Here is a 21,861-nt window from a genome sequence, read left to right on the forward strand (position 1 = left end):
GACCAGAGTTCAACTGTCGCCAACACCGGCAACATCACGGTCGATGCCAACGGCAAGCTGACGGTGAACGGCGCCACGATCAGCGGCACCGGCACGGTCACCGGCAACGGCGAGATCGATCTGACCGGCGCTGCGGTGCTGAGCGGCGGCATCCTGAACAACAATGCGGCCTTCAAGGTCAGCGGCACCGGCAACGCGCTGGACCATGAGACAATCACGAATGCGACGACGGGCACCATCGAGGTGCTGGCGAATGGCGCGCTGACTGTCGATCAGGGCTCGACGGTTGCGAATGCCGGCAACGTCACGGTCGATGCCAATGGCAAGCTGACGGTCAACGGCGCGACGATCAGCGGCGGTACGATCGACGGTCTCGGCACGATCGACGTCACTGGTGCCAGCAAGATCGACGGCGGCGCGACGCTGAGCACGGCCACAGTTAGCGCCAATGCCCAGTTGACGCTGGACGGCATCACGGTGTCGGGCTCGGCGATCACGGACAATGGCGGCATCGAGCTCGACAACACCGTCAAGCTCAAGGACGGCGCCAGCATCCAGGGTGGCGCGGTCGCCAATACCGGCCTGCTGGAGATCGCCGGCGCTGCGACGCTGCTCAACGACGTCGTGACCAATACCGGCACGGTGACGGTTGACGGCGGCCAGACGCTGACACTGTCCGGCACGGAGATTTCGGGCGGGGCCGTCAACGGCACCGGCACGATCGATGTCATTGGCAGCAGCAAGATCGATAAATCAGCGACGCTGAGCACCACTGCCGTGACGGTTGAGAGCGGCGTTATACTGACGCTGGACGACGTGATAGTTGCGGGCACCGCAATCGCCAATCATGGCACGGTCAAGGTCGATGCGAGCAGCAAGCTGACATTGAACGGTGCGAGCCTGACCGGCGGCGCCCTCACCGTTTCGGGCACGCTGAATTCAACCGGCACGACTGCGATTACCGACGCCAATATCTCGAACAACTATCTGATCGAGGCAACCCTGGGCGCGTTGACCCTGTTGGCGACGACCTCCGCAAGCTCGATCGCGAATGACGGCATCCTCCGGGCCAATGGCGCCGAGCTCGACATCAACGGCGAAGCCATCGCAAACACCGGCACGCTGGCAGCGATCAATCACGGGACACTGAAGCTGACCGGGATGACGGTGACCGATACCGGCAGCGGTCATGTCTCGGTCGAGTCCGGCTCGACACTCGATCTCCAGGGCGCGACCATCGATGGCGGTACGGTGACGATTGCCGGTACGCTGGAATCGACCGGCACCAGCGCCATCAACAACGCAGACATCACCAACACCGGCACGATCACGGTCACCAGCGGCACGCTGACGATTGATCCCGCCATCCTCCACACCATCACCAACCACGGTCTGATTCAGGCGAATGGTGGTGAACTCGATATTTCCGGTGAGCTGATCGTCAACTCCGCCGATATCATGGCGGTCCATGGCGGCACGCTGAAGCTTGCGAGCGTCATCGTCACCAATTCCGCCGGGACGATCACGGTCGACGGTACCTCGAAGCTCTATCTGACCGACGTCTCGATCAATGGCGGCAGCCTGAGCAATGCCGGCAATCTCTACGGCGTATCCGGCTCCAATACCGTTTCGGCGATGGTCACGAACACCGGCACCATCGAGGTGCAGGCCGGCACGCTCAACCTCGCCGGCGGCCTCAGCGGTGTCGGCTCGGTGACCATCGATAACGGCGCGACACTCGAGCTCGCGGGGGCGACGGCGCAGACCATTGCCTTCGCCGGTGGCGTCGACACGCTGCAACTCGACAAGGTGGCGGGCCAGAGCTTCACCGGCACCATTACCGGCCAGTCGACGAAAGCCGGCACGTTCACGATCAAGGGCGCGGCCGATATCACGACATCGAGCGGCGATGCACTCGACTTCACCGCATCGGGCGGCACATCTGCAGCGCCCGCCGACACTATTCTCACGCCCACCGGTGCACTGACTGGCGCGGCCAATGGCGTCGCCGTCACCCAGAACGGTACCGGCGATATCTCGTTCACGGCGACCGGCGACATCAAGGGCCTCGCCGGCCACGGCATCTGGCTGCGCGACAGCGCGACCGGCGCTGGCGATATCACTGTCAACAATCTCACCGGCAAGGCGACGGGCACCGGCGCGAATTCGGTCGGCGTTCTCGTCGAGAATTTGAACAGCGCCAGCGCCGGCGGCATTTCGATCACCCAGCTCGGCGGCGCTGTCGGCGGCGCATACGGCGTCGACGCGACCACGCAGGGCAACGGCGACATCGCCATTGACGCCGGCGGTACCATCACCGGCAGCTCCGTCTACGGTATCCGCGCGCGGAGCTATGGCAGTGGCAGCGAGACCGTCACGACCGAGGCCGGCAGCGCCGTCACGTCGGGCAGTTCCGCCATCATCGCGGTCAATCGGGCAAACTCGATCGACGCGTCGGACGGGAGCACCATCACCGTCACGACCTACGGCACGATCAATTCCGGCAGCAGCCTGAACCAGAGCGGCAACACGCCGGCGGGTATCCAGGCCGGCTACACCGGTGCCACGACCGGATCCAGCGCCAATACCAACGTCAACGGCACCGTCACCATCAGCAATCACGCCAACATCACCGCCGCGGCGGGCTATGGCATCGACGCCTACAATTACGGCAATGGCGACGTCAGGGTGACCAGCTTCGCCGGGACCACGATTTCGGTCAGCGGTACGCAAAGCGTCGGCATCAACGCCTCGGCATTGAGCGGCGGCACTGGCGACGTGACGGTCACGCTTGGCGAAAATGTTACGATCTCGGGTGCGACGAGCTACGGCATCAGGGCTTACAGCATCGATGCGGGCGACGTCAGCGTTACCATGGCGAACGGCGACAGCATCACGTCCGGCAGCACCGGCATCGTGGCGGTCAACTACGCCACTGCGATCGCTGACAGCATCGGCAGCACGATCGCCGTCGAGGCCCATGGCACGATCCACTCCGGCTCGACCTTGAATAACGACGGCGGCACTCCCGGCGGGATCATCGCCGGCTACAAGCCCGGCGGGTCCGGCACGTTCTCGAATGCGGTCAAGGGCGACGTCACCGTCACGAGCGATGCAACGATTATCGCCGATGCGGGCTACGGCATCGAGGCGTTCACCTGGGGTGCCGGCAACCTCACGGTCACGACCGGCGCGGCATCCTCGATTACGGCCGCAGGTACCGCGATCGGCGCCTTCGATCACGGTGGCGGCGACGTCAGCGTCACCAATAACGGCTCCGCCAGCGGCGCGGTCGGTGTGTCTGCCATCGCCAATGGCAGCGGCGACGTCACCATCGTCAATCACGGTGCTATCACCAGCACGAGCCTCGCCGGCATCAGCGTGACGCAGAACGAAGTGGGCGCGACCGGCTCGACCCATATCACCAATACCGGATCGATCGTGGCCCCGAGCGCCCATGCGGCGATCTTCATCCAGGAGAACGCGACCGGCACCGCGCAGATCGACAATTCCGCCACCGGAACGATCGGACCAGCCGTCGCCTCGACCGTGACCGCCGCGACTTACGCCATCGTCGAGACCGGCGGCGCCATCACGATCAACAATGCCGGCCACATCAACGGTAATATCTCGGTCGCCAGCGCGACCTTCAACAATGAGCTGGGCGGCACCTGGACGGTCGCCGGCAGTGGCGTCTTCGGCAACGCGTCGTCGATCGTCAACCACGGTGCCATCGATCTGCATGGCGCGTCGATCTCCGGGACCGGGCTGAGTATCGAAAATTACAAGGACATCGACAGTTGGGGCACGGCGTCGATCACGGGCACAATCGCCAATGCCGGCAGCATCGAGGTCCATGACGGGGCGCTGACGCTGTTCGGCTCGGTGTCGGGCTCGGGCTCGGTCACCGTCGACGCCGGCGCGTTGCTGAAGCTCGACGGCACGGTCACGCAGACGATCACACTCGACGGCGACGGCGCCCATCTTCAGATCGATACGTCAGCCTTTGGCGGCTCTATCGGCGCGCTGTCCACGAACGACACGATTGACCTGTCGACCATCAAGTACGGGCTCGGTACCAGCGCAGTCTATGTCGCCAACAGCAATCCCTCCACTGGCGGCGTGCTGACGGTGACCGATACGGACGGCAATCACATCAGCCTGAACCTGGCCGGCGCCGACTACAGCAATGCCCATTTCGCCGGCAGTGACGACGGCACTGGCCACACGCTGATCACGATGACCGATGACCACGCGCCGGCCTTCACCGCCGGCGCCGTGCTGGCGGGGGGCGTCTCCGAGCAGGCGGACACCACCGGCGACTTCGCCACGTTCGTTACGTCAACGCCCGTGACCGGCGCGATCGACTTCACCGACATCGACTTGACCGACCTGCCGATGGCACAGATCACCGGCCAGGTCGTGACCTCGCTTGGCGCCGATCACAGCACTAATCTCACCTCGTCGCTCACGCTTGACGAGATCGCGGCGCTCAAGAGCGGACTGACGCTTCTGCCGCAGACCGGCAAGAATAACGGCACGGCCACCTGGAGCTATTCGATCGCCGACGGCGCGCTGGATTTCCTCGGCGAGAACCAGAGCGCCAAGGTAGTCTCCACCGTCACCCTTGATGACCACCAGGGCAAGACCGGCACAACCGACGTCACGATCACGATCACCGGCAAGAACGATGCGCCCGCGATCACGGCGGAAACGAACGACCATTCCGGCGCGGACCTGCTCGAGACGAATACGCAACTGGTAAAGCATGGTACGCTGACGGTTTCGGATGCCGATGCCACCGATCACGTGACGGTCGTGGTCGATCATCTCGATATCTATTTCGACGGCGTACCCCAGACCGATTATGTCGGCGAGCCCTCGAGCCCGACGCTGCTCAACTATCTGGCCGTGCAGCCCGGGTACATTCTCGATGGCGCAGCCACCCACGCCGCGTTTACGTGGGACTTCAATTCGGGCAGCGAGGCCTTCGACTTCCTTGCCGCCGGCCACACGCTGTCGCTACAATACACGATCGTGCCCGACGACAGCCACACGCCGACCGGTACCGGCAACGGCGTCCTCATCTTCAACATCGCCGGCAGCAACGATGCACCCACTCTGGGTGACGCGACGCTGGCCCCGGTCAGTGGAGCTAACAGAGATCCGGCTGGCTCCACGGTCAGCGATCTCTTCGACGGCAAGTTCCACGACGCCGACGACGGCGCGAGCTTCCAGGCCGTCGCGGTCAGCGCCGACAGTACCACCTCCGATCAGGGCGTCTGGCAGTACGAAATCGCCGGCACCCATCAATGGGTGGATATCGGATCCGTCAGCGACACGGCTGCACTCGTGCTGAGCACGGATACGCTGATCCGGTTCGTGCCGGCCGACGGCTTCACCGGGATGCCAGCCTCGTTGGGCGTACATGCGATCGACAACACCTACACCGGCGATGTCACGACTGACGTGTTGACGCCTGCGACGATCGATCTCACGGCGACGGGCACCGGCGGCGCCACGCCGATCTCGCACGAACTCACCGCCATCGATACGGAAGTGACGGCGCCTCCCGCCAATGGCCCGCTGATCGACACCGAGCACTTCCAGGTCGAGCATATCCGCGAGAACAGCAACGAGATCATCACCGATCTTCAGGTCATCGATACCGATTCAGGTGCGGCGACGGATACATTCACCGTTACGCTGTCGACCGCGCATCCCGATGTCAGCAGCACCGATCTTTCCCCGACAGCCGGCTCGCTCGACAATATCAACGCGGGTCTCGCGAACGGCGCCGGCATCACCTACGATCCGACCGGCGCCAGCACCGATGAATCCCCGCAGCCGCCCGCGACCGACCAGATCACGCTGACGGTTGCGGATTCCGCCGGCCGCTACGACAGCGTCAACTTCATCTTCAACGAGGCTGGCGACACCAGCCAGGGCATCTCGCTGCAGGGCACCAGCGGCAAGGACGTCATCTTCGCGACTGACACCAACGACACGCTGACCGGCGGCGACGCCAAGGATCAGTTCGTGTTCGCGCCGGGTGCGATCGGGTATGACGATAACGGCCATCCCGTCACTGATTTCTCGCACAGCATCACCGATTTTACCGAGGGCCTCGACAAGATCGACCTGAGGCAGTTCTCGGATATCAGCTCCATCGGCAGTCTCACGATTGCCCAGCAGCAGGGCACCGACGACACGCTGGTCACCTGGCAGCAGCAGGTAAACGCTCTGGAGGGGGCGCCGATCACCGAGCACGAGTCGCTGCTGCTGAAGAACGTGATTGCCGCCAACCTCAAGGGCAGCGATTTCATCTTCCATATCACCTGATCTCGGCCGGGCCTTGCCTGCGGCCCGCGCCCGGCTTGACCGCGGCAAGAAATCCATAATCCTCCGGCCTGAGGAATGGCCAATCGCGTTCCGGCGCTGCATGATCGGCGCGCATGGCGTGATGCAAGGCAGGAAGCCCTACTGACATGAAACGTCTCAAGATCCTGCGGCGGTGGTTTGCGCGGAAGTTGGGATTTGCGCGGCTGATGTGCCTTGCGCTGCTCGTCGTGTTTGCCGGCGCTCGCCTCTGGGATCCGCCGCCGATCCAGGAACTGCGGCTGCGCACCTTCGACATGTTTCAGTTGATCGATCCGCGTCACAAGACGGTGCGGCCGGTCACCATCGTCGACATCGACGACAAGAGCCTCGCCAAGCTCGGCCAGTGGCCGTGGCCGCGGACGCGGATCGCCGACCTGATCCAGAACCTCACCAGTCACGGCGCGGTCGCAATCGGCTTCGACGTCGTATTCTCGGAAGCCGATCGGCTCAATCCGGATCTGGTCGCCAGCCAAATGCGGTATCTGGACGACGCCACCCGCGCCAAGCTGCGCGAGCTGCCGAGCAACGACCAGATCCTCGCCGAAGCGGTCAAGCGCTCGCGCGTGATCCTGGGCGAGACCGGGCAGCGGGCGATTTCGTCCGAGGTCGACAAGACGCTGCCCTTTACGGGCGTCGCAACGGTCGGCGAAGAGGGCGCCGAGCGCTTCCTGTTCGAATTTCCCGGGCTGTTGCGCAACGTGCCCGAGATCGAGAAGGTCGCGGCCGGCCGCGGCCTGTTCTCGATCAAGACCGAGCGCGACGGCCTGATCCGGCGCGTGCCGATGATCATGCGCGCCCAGGGCATGGTCATGCCCTCGCTCAGCCTCGAGATTTTGCGCGTCGTCACGGGCACGCCGACGCTGCTGGTTCGGACCGACAAGACCGGCGTGCGGGCCGTGCGTCTCAAGGGCGTGGAGATCCCAACCGACAGGAACGGTCAGCTGTGGGTGCATTATGCGCGCCAGGATCCCTCGATCTACGTCTCGGCTGCCGACGTGCTCGACAATACCGTGCCGCCGAACAAGATCGCCGGCAAGCTGGTGCTGATCGGCACCTCCGCGGTTGGGCTCAATGACATCAAGACCACGCCGGTGTCCTCGACCATGCCGGGCGTCGAGATCCATGCGCAGGTGCTGGAGAGCGTGCTGAGCGGCGCGGTAATATCCCAGCCGAACTACGCGCTCGGCGTCGAGCTGCTCGCCGCGCTCATCATCGGCTTGCTCGTCATCATCTTCACGCCGAACCTCGGACCGGTCCGCCTCGTGCTTGCCGGCGCGACCTTCGCCGCGATCCTGATCGGAGTGTCCTGGTTCTTTTACGTGCAATACCGCTATCTGATCGATTTCACCTATCCGCTGCTCTCGACCACGGCGATCTATCTGACGCTGATCTTTGCCAGCTTCGTGCGCGAGCAGCGGCAGCGCGTGCAGATTCGCGGCATGTTTGCGCAATACATGTCGCCGGTGCTGGTCGAGCAACTCGCGCAGTCACCGGAAAAGCTCGTCCTCGGCGGCGAGGAGCGCGAAATGACGATCATGTTCTCCGACGTGCGCGGCTTCACCACCATCTCGGAAACCTACAAGCACGATCCGCAGGGCCTGATCGCGCTGATGAACCGCTTCCTGACTCCGCTGACCGACGTGATCATCGATCAGAAGGGCTATATCGACAAATATATGGGCGACGCCATCATGGCGTTCTGGAACGCGCCGCTCGACGATGCCGAGCACGAGGTCAACGCCTGTGAGGCCGCGATCCAGATGTTGGAGAGGATCGACGCCGTGAACAAGGACCGCGAGCAGGAAGCCGTCGATGGCGGCCACGTCTACATCCCGCTCAACGTCGGTATCGGTCTCAACACCGGTATCGGCGTGGTCGGCAACATGGGCTCCGACCTGAAGAAGAACTATTCGGTGCTCGGCGACAGCGTCAACCTGGCCTCGCGTCTCGAAGGCCAGTCGAAGGAGTACGGCTTTCCCATCATCGTCGGCTCGCGCACCGCGCTCGCCGCCAAGGATAAGTTCGCAATTCTCGAGCTCGACTTCATCATGGTCAAGGGCAAGACCGAGCCGGAAGTGATCTACGCCATCGCCGGCCGCGCGGACGTGATGCATTCGGGCGCCTTCCAGCGCCTGCGCAACGTCACCATCGAAATGCTCGCCTGCTATCGCAGCCGCGACTGGCAGGGCGCGCTGGACGCGATCGAACGCGGCCGCAGGAGCGAGGATGCCGACACTCTGGAAAAGCTGTTCAAGCTCTACGAAGTGCGCATCAAGGAATTCCAGGTCAATCCACCGCCGGAGGGTTGGACCGGGGCGTATGCGCTGCTGACGAAGTAGGGGGCAGATGTGCGGTTTGAAGCTAACCACACACTCGCTGTCGTCCTGGCGACGCCAGAACCCATTACCCCAGGGAGAAGTTGTTACGGCGAGCGGCCAACCACCAATCTTCGCCAAACGAAATTCGGTGGTTATGGGTCCTGGCTTTCGCCAGGACGACGGTGTGTTTGCGGAAGCTGAGTGCCGCCGGCCTTGAGCCTCACTCCGCCCCGATCGTCGTGAGGTCCTGGAACCAGTGCTGCGCCTGCACGAATTGCTTGACCTTGGGCGACAGCGCATGCGGGTTGGTGTCGTGCACCACCCACACCAGCGTGGCGTCGTCGACGATCAGCGCGTGCGCCTGCGCCAGCAGCTCGTCCTGCTTGGTGCTGTCGAAGGTCTGCTTGGCCTCGTCGATCAGCGCGTCGACCTTCGGATTCTTGTAGCCACCCCAGTTGACGCCGACCGGCGCGATCTGGCTCGAATGAAAGAAGCGGACGATGGCGTAGAGCGGATCGGAGGTGACATAGGCGATGTTGTTGGCGGTGATGCCGGCGTTCATCTCGTCGGCCGCGCCCTTGCGCCAGTGCGTGTATAACGTCTCGAGCTCGACGACCTTGAAATCGATGTCGATGCCGATCTCCTTGAAGCTCTGCTGCAAAAATTCGTTCATTGGCAGCGACAGCATCTGGCCGGTGCCGCCCTGTGCGATGATGAAGGTCGCCTTCAGCGGCTTCGCCTTGGAGTAGCCGGCTTCCTCGACCAGCTTCTTCGCCGCGGCGACATCGTATTTCAGCTCGAAGCTCGGCTTGCCGAACCAGGGGCTCGACGGATCGACCTGTCCCTTGGCGGGTTTCGCAAGCCCATTCATCAGGCCCACCACGGCTTCACGATCGATCGCGAGGTTCAGCGCCTTGCGCAGGCGGATGTCGGTCCACGGCGAACCCGGCAGCACGCTCAGATGATAATTCCAGACATGCGGCGTGACGTTGTCGACGAGCTTCATGCCGGCGGCCTTGAGCTGCGGCACGGCATCCGGCGCCGGCGTCTCGATCAGATCGACTTGTCCGGCGAGCAGCGCATTGGTGCGCGTCAGCGCTTCCGGCATCGGCACCAGCACGAGCTTGTCGACCTTGGGAATACGCTTCTTGTTCCAATAATCGGGATTCTTGGTCAGCTCGGCGAGCTCGCGCGGCACCAGTTTGGTCAATTTGAACGGGCCCGTCCCCGAAGGCTGGCTCGCGAACTTGTCCCAATCCTTGCCGAGCTTTTCGTATTGCGTTGGGCTCGAGACCAGGAACCACAGCATCTGGTAGGGAAAGAAGGAATCGACCGTCTTGGTGGTGATCTCCACGGTGGAGTCGTCGATCTTGGCGTAGCTCGCGACCGAAGGCAGGCGGGTCTTGACCTGCGCGCTCTGGCGCTTGTCGAATTGCGGCGCCTTGTCGTTGAGCACCTTGTCCAGATTCCAGATCACGGCATCGGCGTCGAACTCGCTGCCGTCGTGAAACTTGACGCCCTTGCGCAGGGTGAAGCGCCATTTCGTCTTGTTCTCGTCATCGACTTTCCACTCGGTGGCCAGTCCCGGCACCAGCTTTCCCGGGCGGTCGGCGACGTCCATCTCCCACGCCACGAGCGGATCGTAGATGGTGTAGGCCGTGAACTGATAGGCGCCGGCGCCGCGATCGGGCTGACCGGTCGTCAGCGGGATGTCCGCCATCGAGATGCCGTAGCGCAGCACCGTCTCGGCGCCCGCGGGAATCGCGGACAACGCCAGTGCAAGCACGGCGAAACAGGTCGATAGTCGGATACGCATGGGCCAAAGCTCCAGGGAAGGCTTCAAGGAAATCGGAGCCAAACCTGCAATCTTGATGCCAGAATAGGCAGCAAGATGCTTTCACCGAGGCGTCATCACAAGGACTTGTCGTCGCAGGGGCAATTTGCAGAATAAGTTTCCCCATTGGCATAGGCATTGCATACGATTGCATCAAAATTAGTCATCGAAGCCGGAAAAGGATTGAGTCAATGCTTATCAATAAGAACAAGACCCGCGCGGTGCTGATCGCGTTGCTGGCGCTCAGTAGCGCGGCTGCGTGGCCGCGCTCTGCAAGTGCCGAAACCGTGTTGCGCATCGCCATGACGGCTGCCGATATTCCGCGCACGCTGGGCCAGCCCGATCAGGGTTTTGAAGGCAACCGCTTCACCGGCCTCACCATGTATGACGCGCTCACCGGCTGGGACCTGTCCTCGGCCGACAAGGCGAGCGTGGTGATCCCCGGCCTTGCCACCGAGTGGAAGGTCGACGATGCCGACAAGACCAAATGGACTTTCAAGCTGCGGCCGGGCGTCACCTTCCATGACGGCTCGCCGTTCAATGCGGACGCCGTGGTGTGGAATGTCGAGAAGGTGCTGAAGCAGGACGCGCCGCAATTCGACGCCAGCCAGGTCGGCGTCACGGCCTCGCGCATGCCGACGCTGGCATCCGCGAAGAAGGTTGACGACATGACGGTCGAGCTCACCACCAAGGAGCCCGACAGCTTCTTGCCGATCAACCTCACCAACCTCTTCATGGCGAGCCCGGCGAAGTGGCAGCATTTCTTCGACAAGGCGGAAGGTGCTGACGCCAAGGCCAAGTCGCAGGCCGCATGGACCGCGTTCGCCAAGGACGCTTCGGGCACCGGCCCGTGGAAGATGGCGGGCTTCACCCCGCGCGAGCGGCTCGAACTGGTCAAGAATGTGGGCTACTGGAACAAGGACCGCGTGCCAAAAGTCGACAAGATGGTGCTGTTGCCGATGCCGGAAGCGAATGCGCGCACTGCGGCGCTGCTTTCCGGGCAGGTCGATTGGGTCGAGGCGCCGGCGCCGGACGCTTTGCCCGAATTGAAGCAGCGCGGCTTCAAGCTCTACGCCAACGAGCAGCCGCACGTCTGGCCGTGGCAGTTCTCGCGCGTCGAGGGCTCGCCCTGGAACGATATCCGCGTGCGCAAGGCCGCGAACCTCTGCGTCGATCGCGAAGGCCTCAAGGACGGCCTGCTCGCGGGGTTGATGGTGCCCGCGACCGGCACCTTCGAGGCCGGCCATCCCTGGCGCGGCAAGCCGACCTTCGAGATCAAGTACGACAAGTTGGCTGCGCAGAAGCTGATGCAGGAGGCAGGCTTCGGCCCGAACAAGAAGCTGACGGTGAAGACCCAGACCTCGGCGTCCGGCTCGGGCCAGATGCAGCCGCTGCCGATGAACGAATATCTGCAGCAGGCGCTGGCCGAATGCTATTTTGACGTGCAGCTCGACGTGATCGAATGGAATACGCTGTTCACCAATTGGCGCCGCGGCGCCAAGGATCCGAGCGCCAACGGCTCGAACGCAACCAACGTCACCTACGCGGCGATGGATCCGTTCTTCGCGCTGGTGCGCTTCCTGCAATCGGGCATGGCCCCGCCGGTCTCGAACAATTGGGGTTTCATCAACAATCCCAAATTCGACGAGCTGGTGAAGAAGGCGCGGCAGACCTTCGATCCCGCCGCTCGTGACGCCGCGCTCGCCGAACTGCACGCGGCCTCCGTCGATGACGCAGCCTTCCTCTACGTCGCCCACGACGTTGGCCCGCGCGCCATCAGCCCGAAGGTGATAGGCGTCGTGCAGCCGAAGAGCTGGTTCATCGACTTCTCGCTGGTGTCGTTGCAGTAGTTCGCTCGGCTTGCTCAGTGCACCCTCTTCCCTTGCGGGAGAGGGTGGTTTCGCGGATAGCGAAGCCGGGTGAGGAGTCTCTTTCCGCGAATGCGGACCTCTCAACCGACGCAGTATCATCCGCGGAAACAACCCCTCATCCGGCGCTTCGCGCCACCTTCTCCCACAAGGGGAGAAGGGAAGAAAAGAAACAACGTGCTCGCCTATATCGCCAGACGCATCATCTACGTCGTCCCGATCGTCATCAGCGTCGCGCTGGTGTGTTTTCTGCTCGTGCACATCACGCCGGGCGATCCGCTCGTCGCCGTGCTGCCGGCCGACGCCTCGCAGGAGCTCGCCGCGCAGCTCCGCACCGCTTACGGTTTCGACCGCCCGCTGCCGGTGCAGTTCGGGCTTTGGCTGCTCCGCGCGCTTCATGGCGATCTCGGCAATTCCATCGCCACGGGCCGCCCGGTGCTCGCCGAGGTCATGCGCGCGGTCAGCAACACCGTCACGCTGGCGATCGCGGCGGCGATCATCGGCTTCACCATGGGCATCCTGCTCGGACTGGTCGCCGGCTATTTCCGCGAGACCTGGATCGACAAGCTGGCGACGTCGTTTGCCATCGCCGGCGTTTCGGTGCCGCATTATTGGCTCGGCATGGTGCTCGTCATCATCTTCTCGGTCCAGCTGAACTGGCTGCCCGCCGTCGGCGCCGGACCCGGCGGCTCGGCCGCCTGGGCCTGGGACTGGGCGCATTTGCAATATCTCGTGCTGCCGGCGATCACGACCTCGGTGATCCCGATGGGCATCGTCACCCGCACGGTGCGCGCGCTGACCGGCGACATTCTCAGCCAGGATTTCGTCGAGGCGCTGCGTGCAAAAGGCCTGCATGAGCGCGGCGTGTTCCGCCACGTCATCAAGAACGCCGCGCCCACCGCGCTCGCGGTGATGGGACTTCAGCTCGGTTACATGCTCGGCGGCTCGATCCTGATCGAGACGGTGTTCTCCTGGCCGGGCTCGGGCTTCCTGCTCAACTCGGCGATCTTCCAGCGCGACCTGCCGCTGCTCCAGGGCACGATCCTGATCCTGGCGCTGTTCTTCGTCTTCCTCAATCTGCTGGTCGACATCGCGCAAGCCGCGATCGACCCGCGCATCAAGCGGGGCTAGCAATGAGCGAGCTTCCGTTGTCCGTCACCAGCGATGCGGCACTTCAGTCCGCGCCCGCGACCAAGGCGCGCGGCTATTGGGCGACCGTCGGCCGTCGTATCCGGCGCGACAAGGTCAGCATGGTTTGCGCGCTGGTGCTGCTGCTGATCTTCCTGTCCGCGATCGTTGCGCCGTGGCTCGGTCTGGAAGATCCGTACAAGGGCTCGATGATCCGCCGCCTGCGCCACATCGGCACATCAGGCTACCCGCTCGGCACCGACGAGCTCGGCCGCGACATGCTGGCGCGCCTGATCTATGGCGGCCGGCTGTCGCTTCTCATCGGCATTTTGCCTGTGATCCTCGCCTTCTGCATCGGCACCTCGCTCGGCCTCGTTGCCGGCTATGTCGGCGGCAAGCTCAACACCGCGATCATGCGCACGATCGACGTGTTCTACGCGTTTCCGTCCGTGCTGCTGGCGATCGCGATCTCGGGCGCGCTGGGCGCGGGCATCCTCAATTCCATCGTGTCGTTGACCGTCGTGTTCGTGCCACAGATCACCCGCGTCGCCGAAAGCGTCACCACCGGCGTGCGCAACATGGACTTCGTCGATGCCGCGCGCGCCTCGGGCGCGGGACCGTTCACCATCATGCGCGTTCATATCCTCGGCAATGTGCTCGGTTCGATCTTCGTCTACGCGACCAGCCTGATCTCGGTCTCGATGATCCTCGCGGCAGGCCTGTCCTTCCTTGGCCTCGGCACCAAACCGCCGGAGCCGGAATGGGGCCTGATGTTGAATACCTTGCGCACCGCGATCTATGTCAACCCTTGGGTCGCTGCACTCCCCGGCGCAATGATCTTCGCGGTCTCGATCTGCTTCAACCTGCTCTCGGACGGCTTGCGCAGTGCCATGGACATCAGGAACTAGCCATGAGCGAAATCAGCACGTCAGTCGTAATGCTGGAGCCGATCGAAGACCTCGGCGGCGTCGCCCAACCGCTGCTTCAGGTCAACGGCCTGACTAAGCATTTTCCGGTGCGAGGCGGCCTGTTCGCCGCAAAGCGCACCGTGCGTGCCGTCGACAATGTTTCCTTCTCCGTCGCCAAGGGCGAGACCGTCGGCATCGTCGGGGAGTCCGGTTGCGGCAAGTCGACCACCGCGCGGCTGCTGATGCATCTGATGCCGCGTGACACCGGCGATATCATTTATGATGGCATGAGCGTCGGGCAGTCGCTCTCCCTGCGAGAGCTGCGCCGCGGCATGCAGATGGTGTTCCAGGATTCCTACGCCTCGCTCAATCCGCGCCTGACCATCGAGGAATCGATCGCCTTCGGCCCCAAGGTGCACGGCATGGCCGACGGCGCCGCGCGCGCGCTGGCGCGCGAGCTGCTGGGCAAGGTGGGCCTGGTTCCTGCAAACTTTGCCAACCGCTACCCCCACGAGATTTCCGGCGGCCAGCGCCAGCGCGTCAACATCGCACGTGCGCTGGCGTTGTCGCCGCGGCTGGTGATTCTCGACGAAGCGGTTTCCGCGCTCGACAAATCGGTCGAGGCGCAAGTGCTCAATTTGCTTGCCGATCTCAAGAGCGAGTTCGGCCTGACCTATCTCTTCATCAGTCACGATCTCAACGTCGTGCGCTACATCAGCGATCGCGTGCTGGTGATGTATCTCGGCGAGGTCGTCGAGCTCGGCCCGGTCGACCAGGTCTGGGACCAGCCGGCGCATCCCTATACGCGCGCACTTCTTGCCGCGATGCCGTCCTCGGATCCGGATCGCCGCACCGAGACGCCGCCGATCACGGGCGATCCGCCCAATCCGATCGATCCGCCCTCGGGCTGCCGCTTCCACACCCGTTGCCCGTTTGCGGAGCCGCTCTGCGCAAATGCGACACCAAAACTCACCGCGCTCGATAGAATGGGCCACGAGGCCGCGTGCTACATGGCGATCCCGGGTTCAGGCCATAGCCGCGCGCCCAAGGAGGAAACCGTATGACGAGACCGACGACGAAAGAGATCAGGGCGACGGCACAGGTCGCCGGCGTTCCCGTCGACGACGAGATTGCGACGCGCATCTCCAATTCCATCGGACCGGCCTTCGAGGGCTTTGCGGCCATTGCCGGCACGCTGCCGTTCGATCTCGAGCCCGCGCTCTATCCGATCGCGCAGACTGCGAAGGTCTCGAAATGAGCACCGAGCCCGCATTGATGACGCTTACCGAGGTCGCGCGCGCGATTGCGATGAAGCAAGTGTCCTCACACGAGGTGACGCGCGCGCTGCTGCATCGTATCGCGCACTGGCAGCCGCATCTCAACGCCTTCATGTCGATCGAATCGGAGGCGGCGCTGAAGGCCGCCGATGCCGCCGACGCCGAACTCGCCAAGGGCGAAGTCCGCGGTCCGCTGCATGGCGTGCCGCTCGCGCACAAGGACATGTATTACGATGCCGGTCACGTCGCGACCTGCGGCTCGCTGATCCGCCGCGATTTCGTTCCGACCGTCACCTCCTCTGCCTTGCAGCGGCTGAAGGACGCCGGCCAGGTTCGGCTTGGCACGCTGCATCTCGCCGAATTCGCCTATGGCCCGACCGGTCATAACGCCCATTATGGTCCGGTTCGCAACCCCTGGAATGTCGCGCACATCACCGGCGGCTCGTCGTCAGGCTCGGGCTCTGCGGTCGCGGCGCGATTGACCTATGCCGCGCTCGGCTCCGACACCGGCGGCTCGATCCGCATGCCCGCGCATTTCTGCGGCGTCACGGGACTGAAGACCACCGTTGGCCGGGTCAGCCGCGCCGGTGCGATGCCGCTGTCGCAGTCGCTCGACACGGTCGGCCCGCTCGCCCGCACCGCCGAGGATTGCGCGCTGCTGCTGGCGCTGATGGCCGGCTCTGATCCCGAGGATTCGACCTGCAGTCAAGAGCCGCTGTCTGACTATGTCGGCGCGACCAAGGGCTCGCTGAAGGGCCTCAAAGTCGGCGTCCCCTCGTCCTTCTATGTCGACGATCTCGACGGCGAGGTCGCGCGCGTGCTGGACGAAACCATCGCGGTGCTGAAGCGCGAGGGCGCCGACATCGTCACGGTTGAGCTGCCCGACCAGCGGCAATTGTCCTCGGCAAGCCAGCTCGTGCTTGCAGCCGAAGCCGCCGCTTTCCACAAGCGCTGGATGATCGAGCGGCCGCAGGATTATGGTCCGCAGGTGTTGATGCGGCTTCAGAACGGGCTTGCGGTCCCCGCCATCACCTATCTCGAGGCGATGCGCTGGCGCGGACCGGCGCTCGCTGCGCACAACGCTGCGACATCAGGTGTCGATGCGATCATCGCGCCCGCGTCCCCGGTGCCGGCGCCGACCATCGAGGAGAGCGACGTCGGCGGCGGGCCGAACGCGCCGGCGCTGTTGCAGCGGCTGACGCTGTTCACCCGTCCGGTGAATTACCTCGGCCTGCCGTCGCTCACGGTGCCCTCGGGCTTCACCAAAAGCGGTCTTCCGATCGGCATGCAATTGATCGGCCGCTCGTTCGATGAAGCGACGCTGCTCACCATCGGCGCCGCATTCCAGCGCGCCACCGACTATCACGACAGGCTGCCGAAACTTCCGTCATGACAAAGCTCGTCGAGATCTCAGGCCTCAATATCCGCTTCACCGGTGAGCGCACGGTCTATGCCGTGAACGATCTCAGTCTCTCGCTCGGCGACGGCGAGGTGCTGGGCCTGCTCGGAGAGTCCGGTTCGGGCAAGAGCGTGACCTTGCGTGCACTGATGCGGCTGTTGCCGAAGAAGCGCACGCAGATCACGGGCAAGGTCAACGTGATGGGCCGCGACGTGCTCGCCATGAACGACGAGCAGCTGTCGTCGTTCCGCGGCCAGACCGTGTCGATGATCTTTCAGGAGCCGGCGCTCGCGCTCGACCCGGTCTACACCATCGGCGCGCAGATCGCCGAAAGCGTGGTGCGTCACGAAGGAAAGTCTTACGCGGAGGGCAGGGCGAGGGCGCTTGAAATGCTCGAGGTCGTGCGCATTCCTTCCGCAAAGCGCCGGCTCGATGCCTATCCGCACGAGATGTCCGGCGGCATGCGTCAGCGCGCGATGATCGCGCTGGCGCTCGCGTGTCGTCCCAAGATATTGCTCGCCGACGAGCCGACCACCGCGCTCGATGCCACCGTGCAGATCCAGATCCTGCTGCTGTTGCGCGAATTGCAGCGCGAGTTCGGCATGTCCGTCATCTTCGTCACCCATGACATCGGGGTCGCCATCGAGATCTGCGACCGGGTCGCGGTGATGTATGCCGGCCAGATCGTGGAGCAGGGCACGCTTCGCGACATCGTCCGCTCGCCGGTGCATCCCTACGCCAAGGGCCTGCTCGCCTCGACCGTCCACGGGGCCAAGCGGGGACAGCGGCTCGAGACCATCCCCGGCACCCCGCCGTCGCTCGGCGAGAGGCCGCACAACTGCTCCTTTGCGCCCCGCTGCGCCGTAGCCCAGCCGCGCTGCCTGGAACAACTGCCAGGGACTGTGGAGGTCGGCCCGGGCCGGGCGGCACGGTGCGTGCTGGCGGAGCCGGTCACCGCACTGTCCTGACATTTGACCCCGACCGGGAAGTGGGGAACAGCATTCACACCTCGTTCATCCCGGTTCCGCTTCCATGGAACCGTTCACGGAGAGGGACCTCACTTATGTACATTTCCAATGAAGGCCTGCTTGTCATCCTGTTCGTCGGCCTGGTGGCGGGTTGGCTGGCCGGCAAGGTGGTGCGCGGAACCGGATTCGGCATTATCGGCGATATCGTGGTCGGCATCGCCGGCGCGCTGGTGGCAAGCTTCCTGTTTCCGAAGCTCGGCATTCACATCGGCACCGGACTGATATCGGAGATCATCTATTCCGCGATCGGCGCGGTCATCCTGCTGCTGGTGGTGCGGTTGGTCCGCGGCGGTGGCCGGTTCTAATGGTGCCCGAGTTCAATTGATCGAACTTTTGACCTCTCCCCGCCCGGGGAGAGGTGACATGTCTGCAAGAAAAAGCCGCAAGATCGTGAGATTCCGGACTTGCGTGCAGGGCCGGTCGGGGGTGATGTGGGCCATAGGGGTCCCGGGTATTCGACTGCGTTGGGCGATGAGCGCAAACGCGATGTTAATCCGGGTCAATTACTCCTGAATTGCCTTTGAAATCAGGGACTTTGGCCCCTACCCGAAAGAGATCAGACTGATGGCAGCCGTTCCCGGCGTCCGCCGCTCAGAGCTCCGTGATGCGCTGCGCGCCTGTCGCACGGCGTTTGTCGGCGTCGGCTTGATGAGCTGCATGATCAACCTGCTCTATCTGACCGGGTCGATCTTCATGCTGGAGGTCTACGACCGGGTGCTGCCGAGCCGCAGCATTCCGACCCTGGTCGGCCTGATCGTCCTCGCCAGCTTCCTCTACATGGCGCAGGGCGTGCTGGACATGATCCGTAACCGGATCCTGGGCCGGGTCGGCACCGCTCTGGACGAAGCCCTGAACAAGCGGGTGTTCGACACCATCGTGCGCCTGCCGCTGCTGGTCGGCAGCCGCAACGAGGGGCTTCAGCCGCTGCGCGATCTCGACAACGTCCGCTCCTTCCTCGGGGGCATGGGACCGAGCGCGTTCTTCGACCTGCCCTGGCTGCCGCTCTATCTCGCCATCTGCTTCGCCTTCCACGTCATGATCGGCGTTACCGCGCTGGTCGGCGCCGTCATCCTGGTCGGGTTGACGCTGGTCACCGAGTTCATGTCGCGCCAGCCGGCGAAGGACGCGATGGGCCTTGCCGCCCAGCGCAACGATCTCGCCCAGGCCAGCCGCCGCAATGCCGAAGTCATGGTGTCGATGGGTATGGCCGGCCGGATGAACGCGCGCTGGAGCGAGGCCAACGAAAAATATCTCGACGGCAACCAGCGTGCTAGCGATGTCGCCGGCGGTCTCGGCGCGGTCGCAAAAGTGCTGCGCATGATGCTGCAATCGGCGGTGCTCGCGGTCGGCGCCTATCTCGTCATCCATCAGGAGGCGACCGCCGGCATCATCATCGCCGGCTCGATCCTCTCGGCCCGTGCGCTCGCGCCGGTCGACCTCGCGATCGCGCACTGGAAATCCTTTGTCGCGGCACGCCAGAGCTGGCATCGCCTGACCCGCCTACTGGAGCAGATGCCCGCGCAGACGATGCCGACCCAGTTGCAGGCGCCCACCAGCCGCCTCTCGGTCGAAGGCATCGCCATGGTGCCGCCGGGCGACCAGCGCCTCATCGTGCAGGACATCACCTTCGCGCTCGAAGCCGGCAATGGCCTCGGCGTGATTGGACCGAGCGGCTCCGGCAAGTCGTCGCTGATCCGCGCGCTGGTCGGCGTCTGGCAACCGGTCCGCGGCAAGGTGCGGCTCGACGGCGCGGCGCTCGACCAATGGTCGTCGGACATGCTTGGCCGCCATATCGGCTATCTGCCGCAGGACGTCGAATTGTTCGGCGGCACCATCGCGCAGAACATCAGCCGCTTCGATCCCGAGGCCACGTCTGACGGCATCATCGCCGCCGCCAAGGAAGCCGGCGTGCACGAGATGATCATCAAGATGCGCGAGGGCTACAACACCCAGGTCGGCGAGCAGGGCACGGCGCTCTCCGCGGGCCAGGCGCAGCGCGTGGCACTGGCGCGCGCGCTCTATGGCAACCCGTTCCTGATCGTGCTCGACGAGCCCAATTCCAATCTCGATACCGAAGGCGACGAAGCGCTGACCCGCGCCATCCGTGCGGCGCGCGAGCGCGGCGCCATCGTCATCGTGGTGGCACATCGCCCGATCGGCGTGGAAGCGGTCGACCAGATCCTGGTGCTGCGTGACGGCCGCATGCAGGCCTTCGGGCCGAAGGAGCAGGTGCTCGCCCAGGTGCTCCAGCCGCGTGTGACGCCGCCGGCGCCGATCAAGATCGTCAGCGAAGGCGGAGCCAAGGCATGAGCACGATGGCGCTCGGCGGGGCGAAGCCCGCCGCGAAGCGGACCGTACGGCAGTCGATCCGGTTTCACCTGATGCTCGGGCTTGGGATCGTGCTGGTGCTCCTGGTCGGGCTCGGCGGCTGGGGATCGACCGTGCAGATCTCGGGCGCGCTGATCGCGCCCGGCCAGATCGTGGTCGAATCCAACGTCAAGAAGGTGCAGCATCCGACCGGCGGCGTGGTCGGCGAGCTGCGCGCTCGCGATGGCGACGTGGTCAAGGCCGGTGACATCGTGGTGCGGCTGGACGACACCGTCACCAAGGCCAACCTCGCCATCGTCACCAAGAATCTCGACGCAGCGCAGGCGCGTGCCGCGCGGCTCCAGGCCGAGCAGCGCGGGATCGACAGGATCGACTACCCGCAAGCGCTGCTCGATCGCGGCAACGATCCCGACGTCAAGGCGCTGCTCTCCGCCGAAACCAAGCTGTTCGACGTTCGCGTCAACGGACGCGCCGGCCAGAAGGCGCAGCTGCGCGAGCGCATCCAGCAGCTCAACGAGGAGATCGAGGGCCTCTCCGCGCAGGAGCGGGCCAAGGACAGGGAAATCTCGCTGGTGCAGCAGGAGCTCGTCGGTGTCCGGGATCTCTATGACAAGCACCTGGTGCAGATCTCCCGCCTGACCACGCTCGAACGCGACAGCGCCCGCCTCAACGGCGAGCGCGCGCAGTACATCGCCTCGCGCGCGCAGGCCAAAGGCAAGATCACCGAGACCGAGCTCCAGATCATCCAGGTCGACAAGGACATGGTCAGCGAGGTCTCCAAGGATCTGCGCGAGACCAACGACAAGATCGGAGAAATGATCGAGCGCAAGGTCGCCGCCGAGGACCAGCTTCGCCGCGTCGACATCCGCGCGCCGCAGGACGGCATGGTGCTGCAATCGACCGTGCATACGGTTGGTGGCGTCATCACCGCCGGCGACGCCCTCATGCTGATCGTGCCGCAGGCCGACGATCTCCAGGTCGAAGCCAAGGTCAATCCGGTCGATATCGACAAGCTCCAGATCGGCCAGAAGACGCTGCTGCGCCTGTCCGCCTTCAACCAGCGCACTACGCCCGAGCTCAACGGCATCGTCAGCCGCGTCTCGCCCGACGTCACCACCGATCAGCGCACCGGCCAGAGCTACTACACCATCCGCGTCTCGCTGTCCGCGGAAGAGGTCGCCAAGCTCGGTGACTCCAGGCTGATCCCCGGCATGCCGGCGGAAGCCTTCGTCCAGACCGGCGACCGCACCATGCTGTCCTATCTGATGAAGCCGCTGCACGACCAGTTCATGCGCGCGTTCCGGGAGAAGTGACGCGCGAAGGCGCGTCATCGCCTCCTTTCGTCATTGCGAGCGCAGCGAAGCAATCCAGGTTGCCTCCGCGGCGAGATTT

The 21,861-nt window shown here is 64.3% G+C and carries 12 protein-coding genes and 1 pseudogene; 12 read left to right on the forward strand and 1 reads right to left on the reverse strand.

What is annotated here, in order from left to right; translation table 11 throughout:
• Together N551_RS39105 and N551_RS0130140 are read left to right on the forward strand one after the other, a co-directional pair.
• Positions 1-6,342, forward strand: a pseudogene (locus tag N551_RS39105) (hypothetical protein); the annotation flags it as partial.
• 146 nt (positions 6,343-6,488) lie between these two features.
• Complete coding sequence (locus N551_RS0130140; RefSeq protein ID WP_027570087.1) at positions 6,489-8,720, forward strand: CHASE2 domain-containing protein; 2,232 nt, start codon at positions 6,489-6,491, stop codon at positions 8,718-8,720.
• A gap of 199 nt (positions 8,721-8,919) precedes the next feature.
• On the opposite strand, the gene N551_RS0130145 is transcribed toward N551_RS0130140, so the two are convergent.
• On the reverse strand, positions 8,920-10,515 hold the full coding sequence (locus tag N551_RS0130145) for an ABC transporter substrate-binding protein (RefSeq protein ID WP_027570088.1): 1,596 nt from the start codon (positions 10,513-10,515) through the stop codon (positions 8,920-8,922).
• Positions 10,516-10,724: 209 nt separating this feature from the next.
• Between N551_RS0130145 and N551_RS0130150 the strand changes: the two genes are divergently transcribed.
• From N551_RS0130150 to N551_RS0130195, 10 genes are all read left to right on the forward strand, one after another.
• A complete protein-coding gene (locus tag N551_RS0130150) occupies positions 10,725-12,383 on the forward strand; it encodes an ABC transporter substrate-binding protein (RefSeq protein ID WP_027570089.1) in 1,659 nt (552 codons plus the stop codon).
• A gap of 195 nt (positions 12,384-12,578) precedes the next feature.
• Positions 12,579-13,532: an ABC transporter permease gene (locus N551_RS0130155; protein WP_027570090.1), complete on the forward strand. Its 954-nt coding sequence runs from the start codon at positions 12,579-12,581 to the stop codon at positions 13,530-13,532.
• 2 nt (positions 13,533-13,534) lie between these two features.
• Complete coding sequence (locus N551_RS0130160; protein ID WP_027570091.1) at positions 13,535-14,437, forward strand: ABC transporter permease; 903 nt, start codon at positions 13,535-13,537, stop codon at positions 14,435-14,437.
• Positions 14,438-14,439: 2 nt separating this feature from the next.
• Positions 14,440-15,501 carry an ABC transporter ATP-binding protein gene (locus N551_RS0130165; protein ID WP_027570092.1) on the forward strand — a complete coding sequence of 354 codons (1,062 nt, stop codon included), beginning with the start codon at positions 14,440-14,442 and terminating at the stop codon, positions 15,499-15,501.
• On the forward strand, positions 15,498-15,695 hold the full coding sequence (locus tag N551_RS0130170; protein ID WP_027570093.1) for a hypothetical protein: 198 nt from the start codon (positions 15,498-15,500) through the stop codon (positions 15,693-15,695). Before N551_RS0130165 ends, N551_RS0130170 begins: the two co-directional genes overlap by 4 nt.
• On the forward strand, positions 15,692-17,107 hold the full coding sequence (locus N551_RS0130175; protein ID WP_027570094.1) for an Asp-tRNA(Asn)/Glu-tRNA(Gln) amidotransferase GatCAB subunit A: 1,416 nt from the start codon (positions 15,692-15,694) through the stop codon (positions 17,105-17,107). The genes N551_RS0130170 and N551_RS0130175 overlap by 4 nt, the downstream gene beginning before the upstream one ends.
• Positions 17,104-18,081 (forward strand): ABC transporter ATP-binding protein, encoded by a 978-nt coding sequence (locus N551_RS0130180; protein WP_027570095.1) that lies wholly within the window; start codon positions 17,104-17,106, stop codon positions 18,079-18,081. The genes N551_RS0130175 and N551_RS0130180 overlap by 4 nt, the downstream gene beginning before the upstream one ends.
• Positions 18,082-18,176: 95 nt before the next feature.
• The gene (locus N551_RS0130185) at positions 18,177-18,446 is read left to right on the forward strand and encodes a GlsB/YeaQ/YmgE family stress response membrane protein (RefSeq protein ID WP_007605178.1); all 270 of its coding nucleotides are present in this window, start codon (positions 18,177-18,179) and stop codon (positions 18,444-18,446) included.
• Positions 18,447-18,705: 259 nt separating this feature from the next.
• Positions 18,706-20,451, forward strand: a complete 1,746-nt coding sequence (locus tag N551_RS0130190; RefSeq protein WP_027570096.1) for a type I secretion system permease/ATPase — start codon at positions 18,706-18,708, stop codon at positions 20,449-20,451.
• A complete protein-coding gene (locus tag N551_RS0130195) occupies positions 20,448-21,782 on the forward strand; it encodes an HlyD family type I secretion periplasmic adaptor subunit (RefSeq protein ID WP_027570097.1) in 1,335 nt (444 codons plus the stop codon). Before N551_RS0130190 ends, N551_RS0130195 begins: the two co-directional genes overlap by 4 nt.
• Positions 21,783-21,861: the final 79 nt, after the last annotated feature.

Source organism: Bradyrhizobium sp. URHA0013 (assembly GCF_000518345.1).
Classification (GTDB): Bacteria; Pseudomonadota; Alphaproteobacteria; order Rhizobiales; family Xanthobacteraceae; genus Bradyrhizobium.

Bases quoted from the DNA above. Each gene is read 5' to 3' on its own strand.
- N551_RS0130195 (WP_027570097.1), top strand. From the start codon at position 20,448: ATGAGCACGATGGCGCTCGGCGGGGCGAAGCCCGCCGCGAAGCGGACC.
- N551_RS0130185 (WP_007605178.1), top strand. From the start codon at position 18,177: ATGTACATTTCCAATGAAGGCCTGCTTGTCATCCTGTTCGTCGGCCTG.
- N551_RS0130145 (WP_027570088.1), bottom strand. From the start codon at position 10,515: ATGCGTATCCGACTATCGACCTGTTTCGCCGTGCTTGCACTGGCGTTG.
- N551_RS0130175 (WP_027570094.1), top strand. From the start codon at position 15,692: ATGAGCACCGAGCCCGCATTGATGACGCTTACCGAGGTCGCGCGCGCG.
- N551_RS0130170 (WP_027570093.1), top strand. From the start codon at position 15,498: ATGACGAGACCGACGACGAAAGAGATCAGGGCGACGGCACAGGTCGCC.
- N551_RS0130140 (WP_027570087.1), top strand. From the start codon at position 6,489: ATGAAACGTCTCAAGATCCTGCGGCGGTGGTTTGCGCGGAAGTTGGGA.
- N551_RS0130165 (WP_027570092.1), top strand. From the start codon at position 14,440: ATGAGCGAAATCAGCACGTCAGTCGTAATGCTGGAGCCGATCGAAGAC.
- N551_RS0130150 (WP_027570089.1), top strand. From the start codon at position 10,725: ATGCTTATCAATAAGAACAAGACCCGCGCGGTGCTGATCGCGTTGCTG.
- N551_RS0130180 (WP_027570095.1), top strand. From the start codon at position 17,104: ATGACAAAGCTCGTCGAGATCTCAGGCCTCAATATCCGCTTCACCGGT.
- N551_RS0130190 (WP_027570096.1), top strand. From the start codon at position 18,706: ATGGCAGCCGTTCCCGGCGTCCGCCGCTCAGAGCTCCGTGATGCGCTG.
- N551_RS0130160 (WP_027570091.1), top strand. From the start codon at position 13,535: ATGAGCGAGCTTCCGTTGTCCGTCACCAGCGATGCGGCACTTCAGTCC.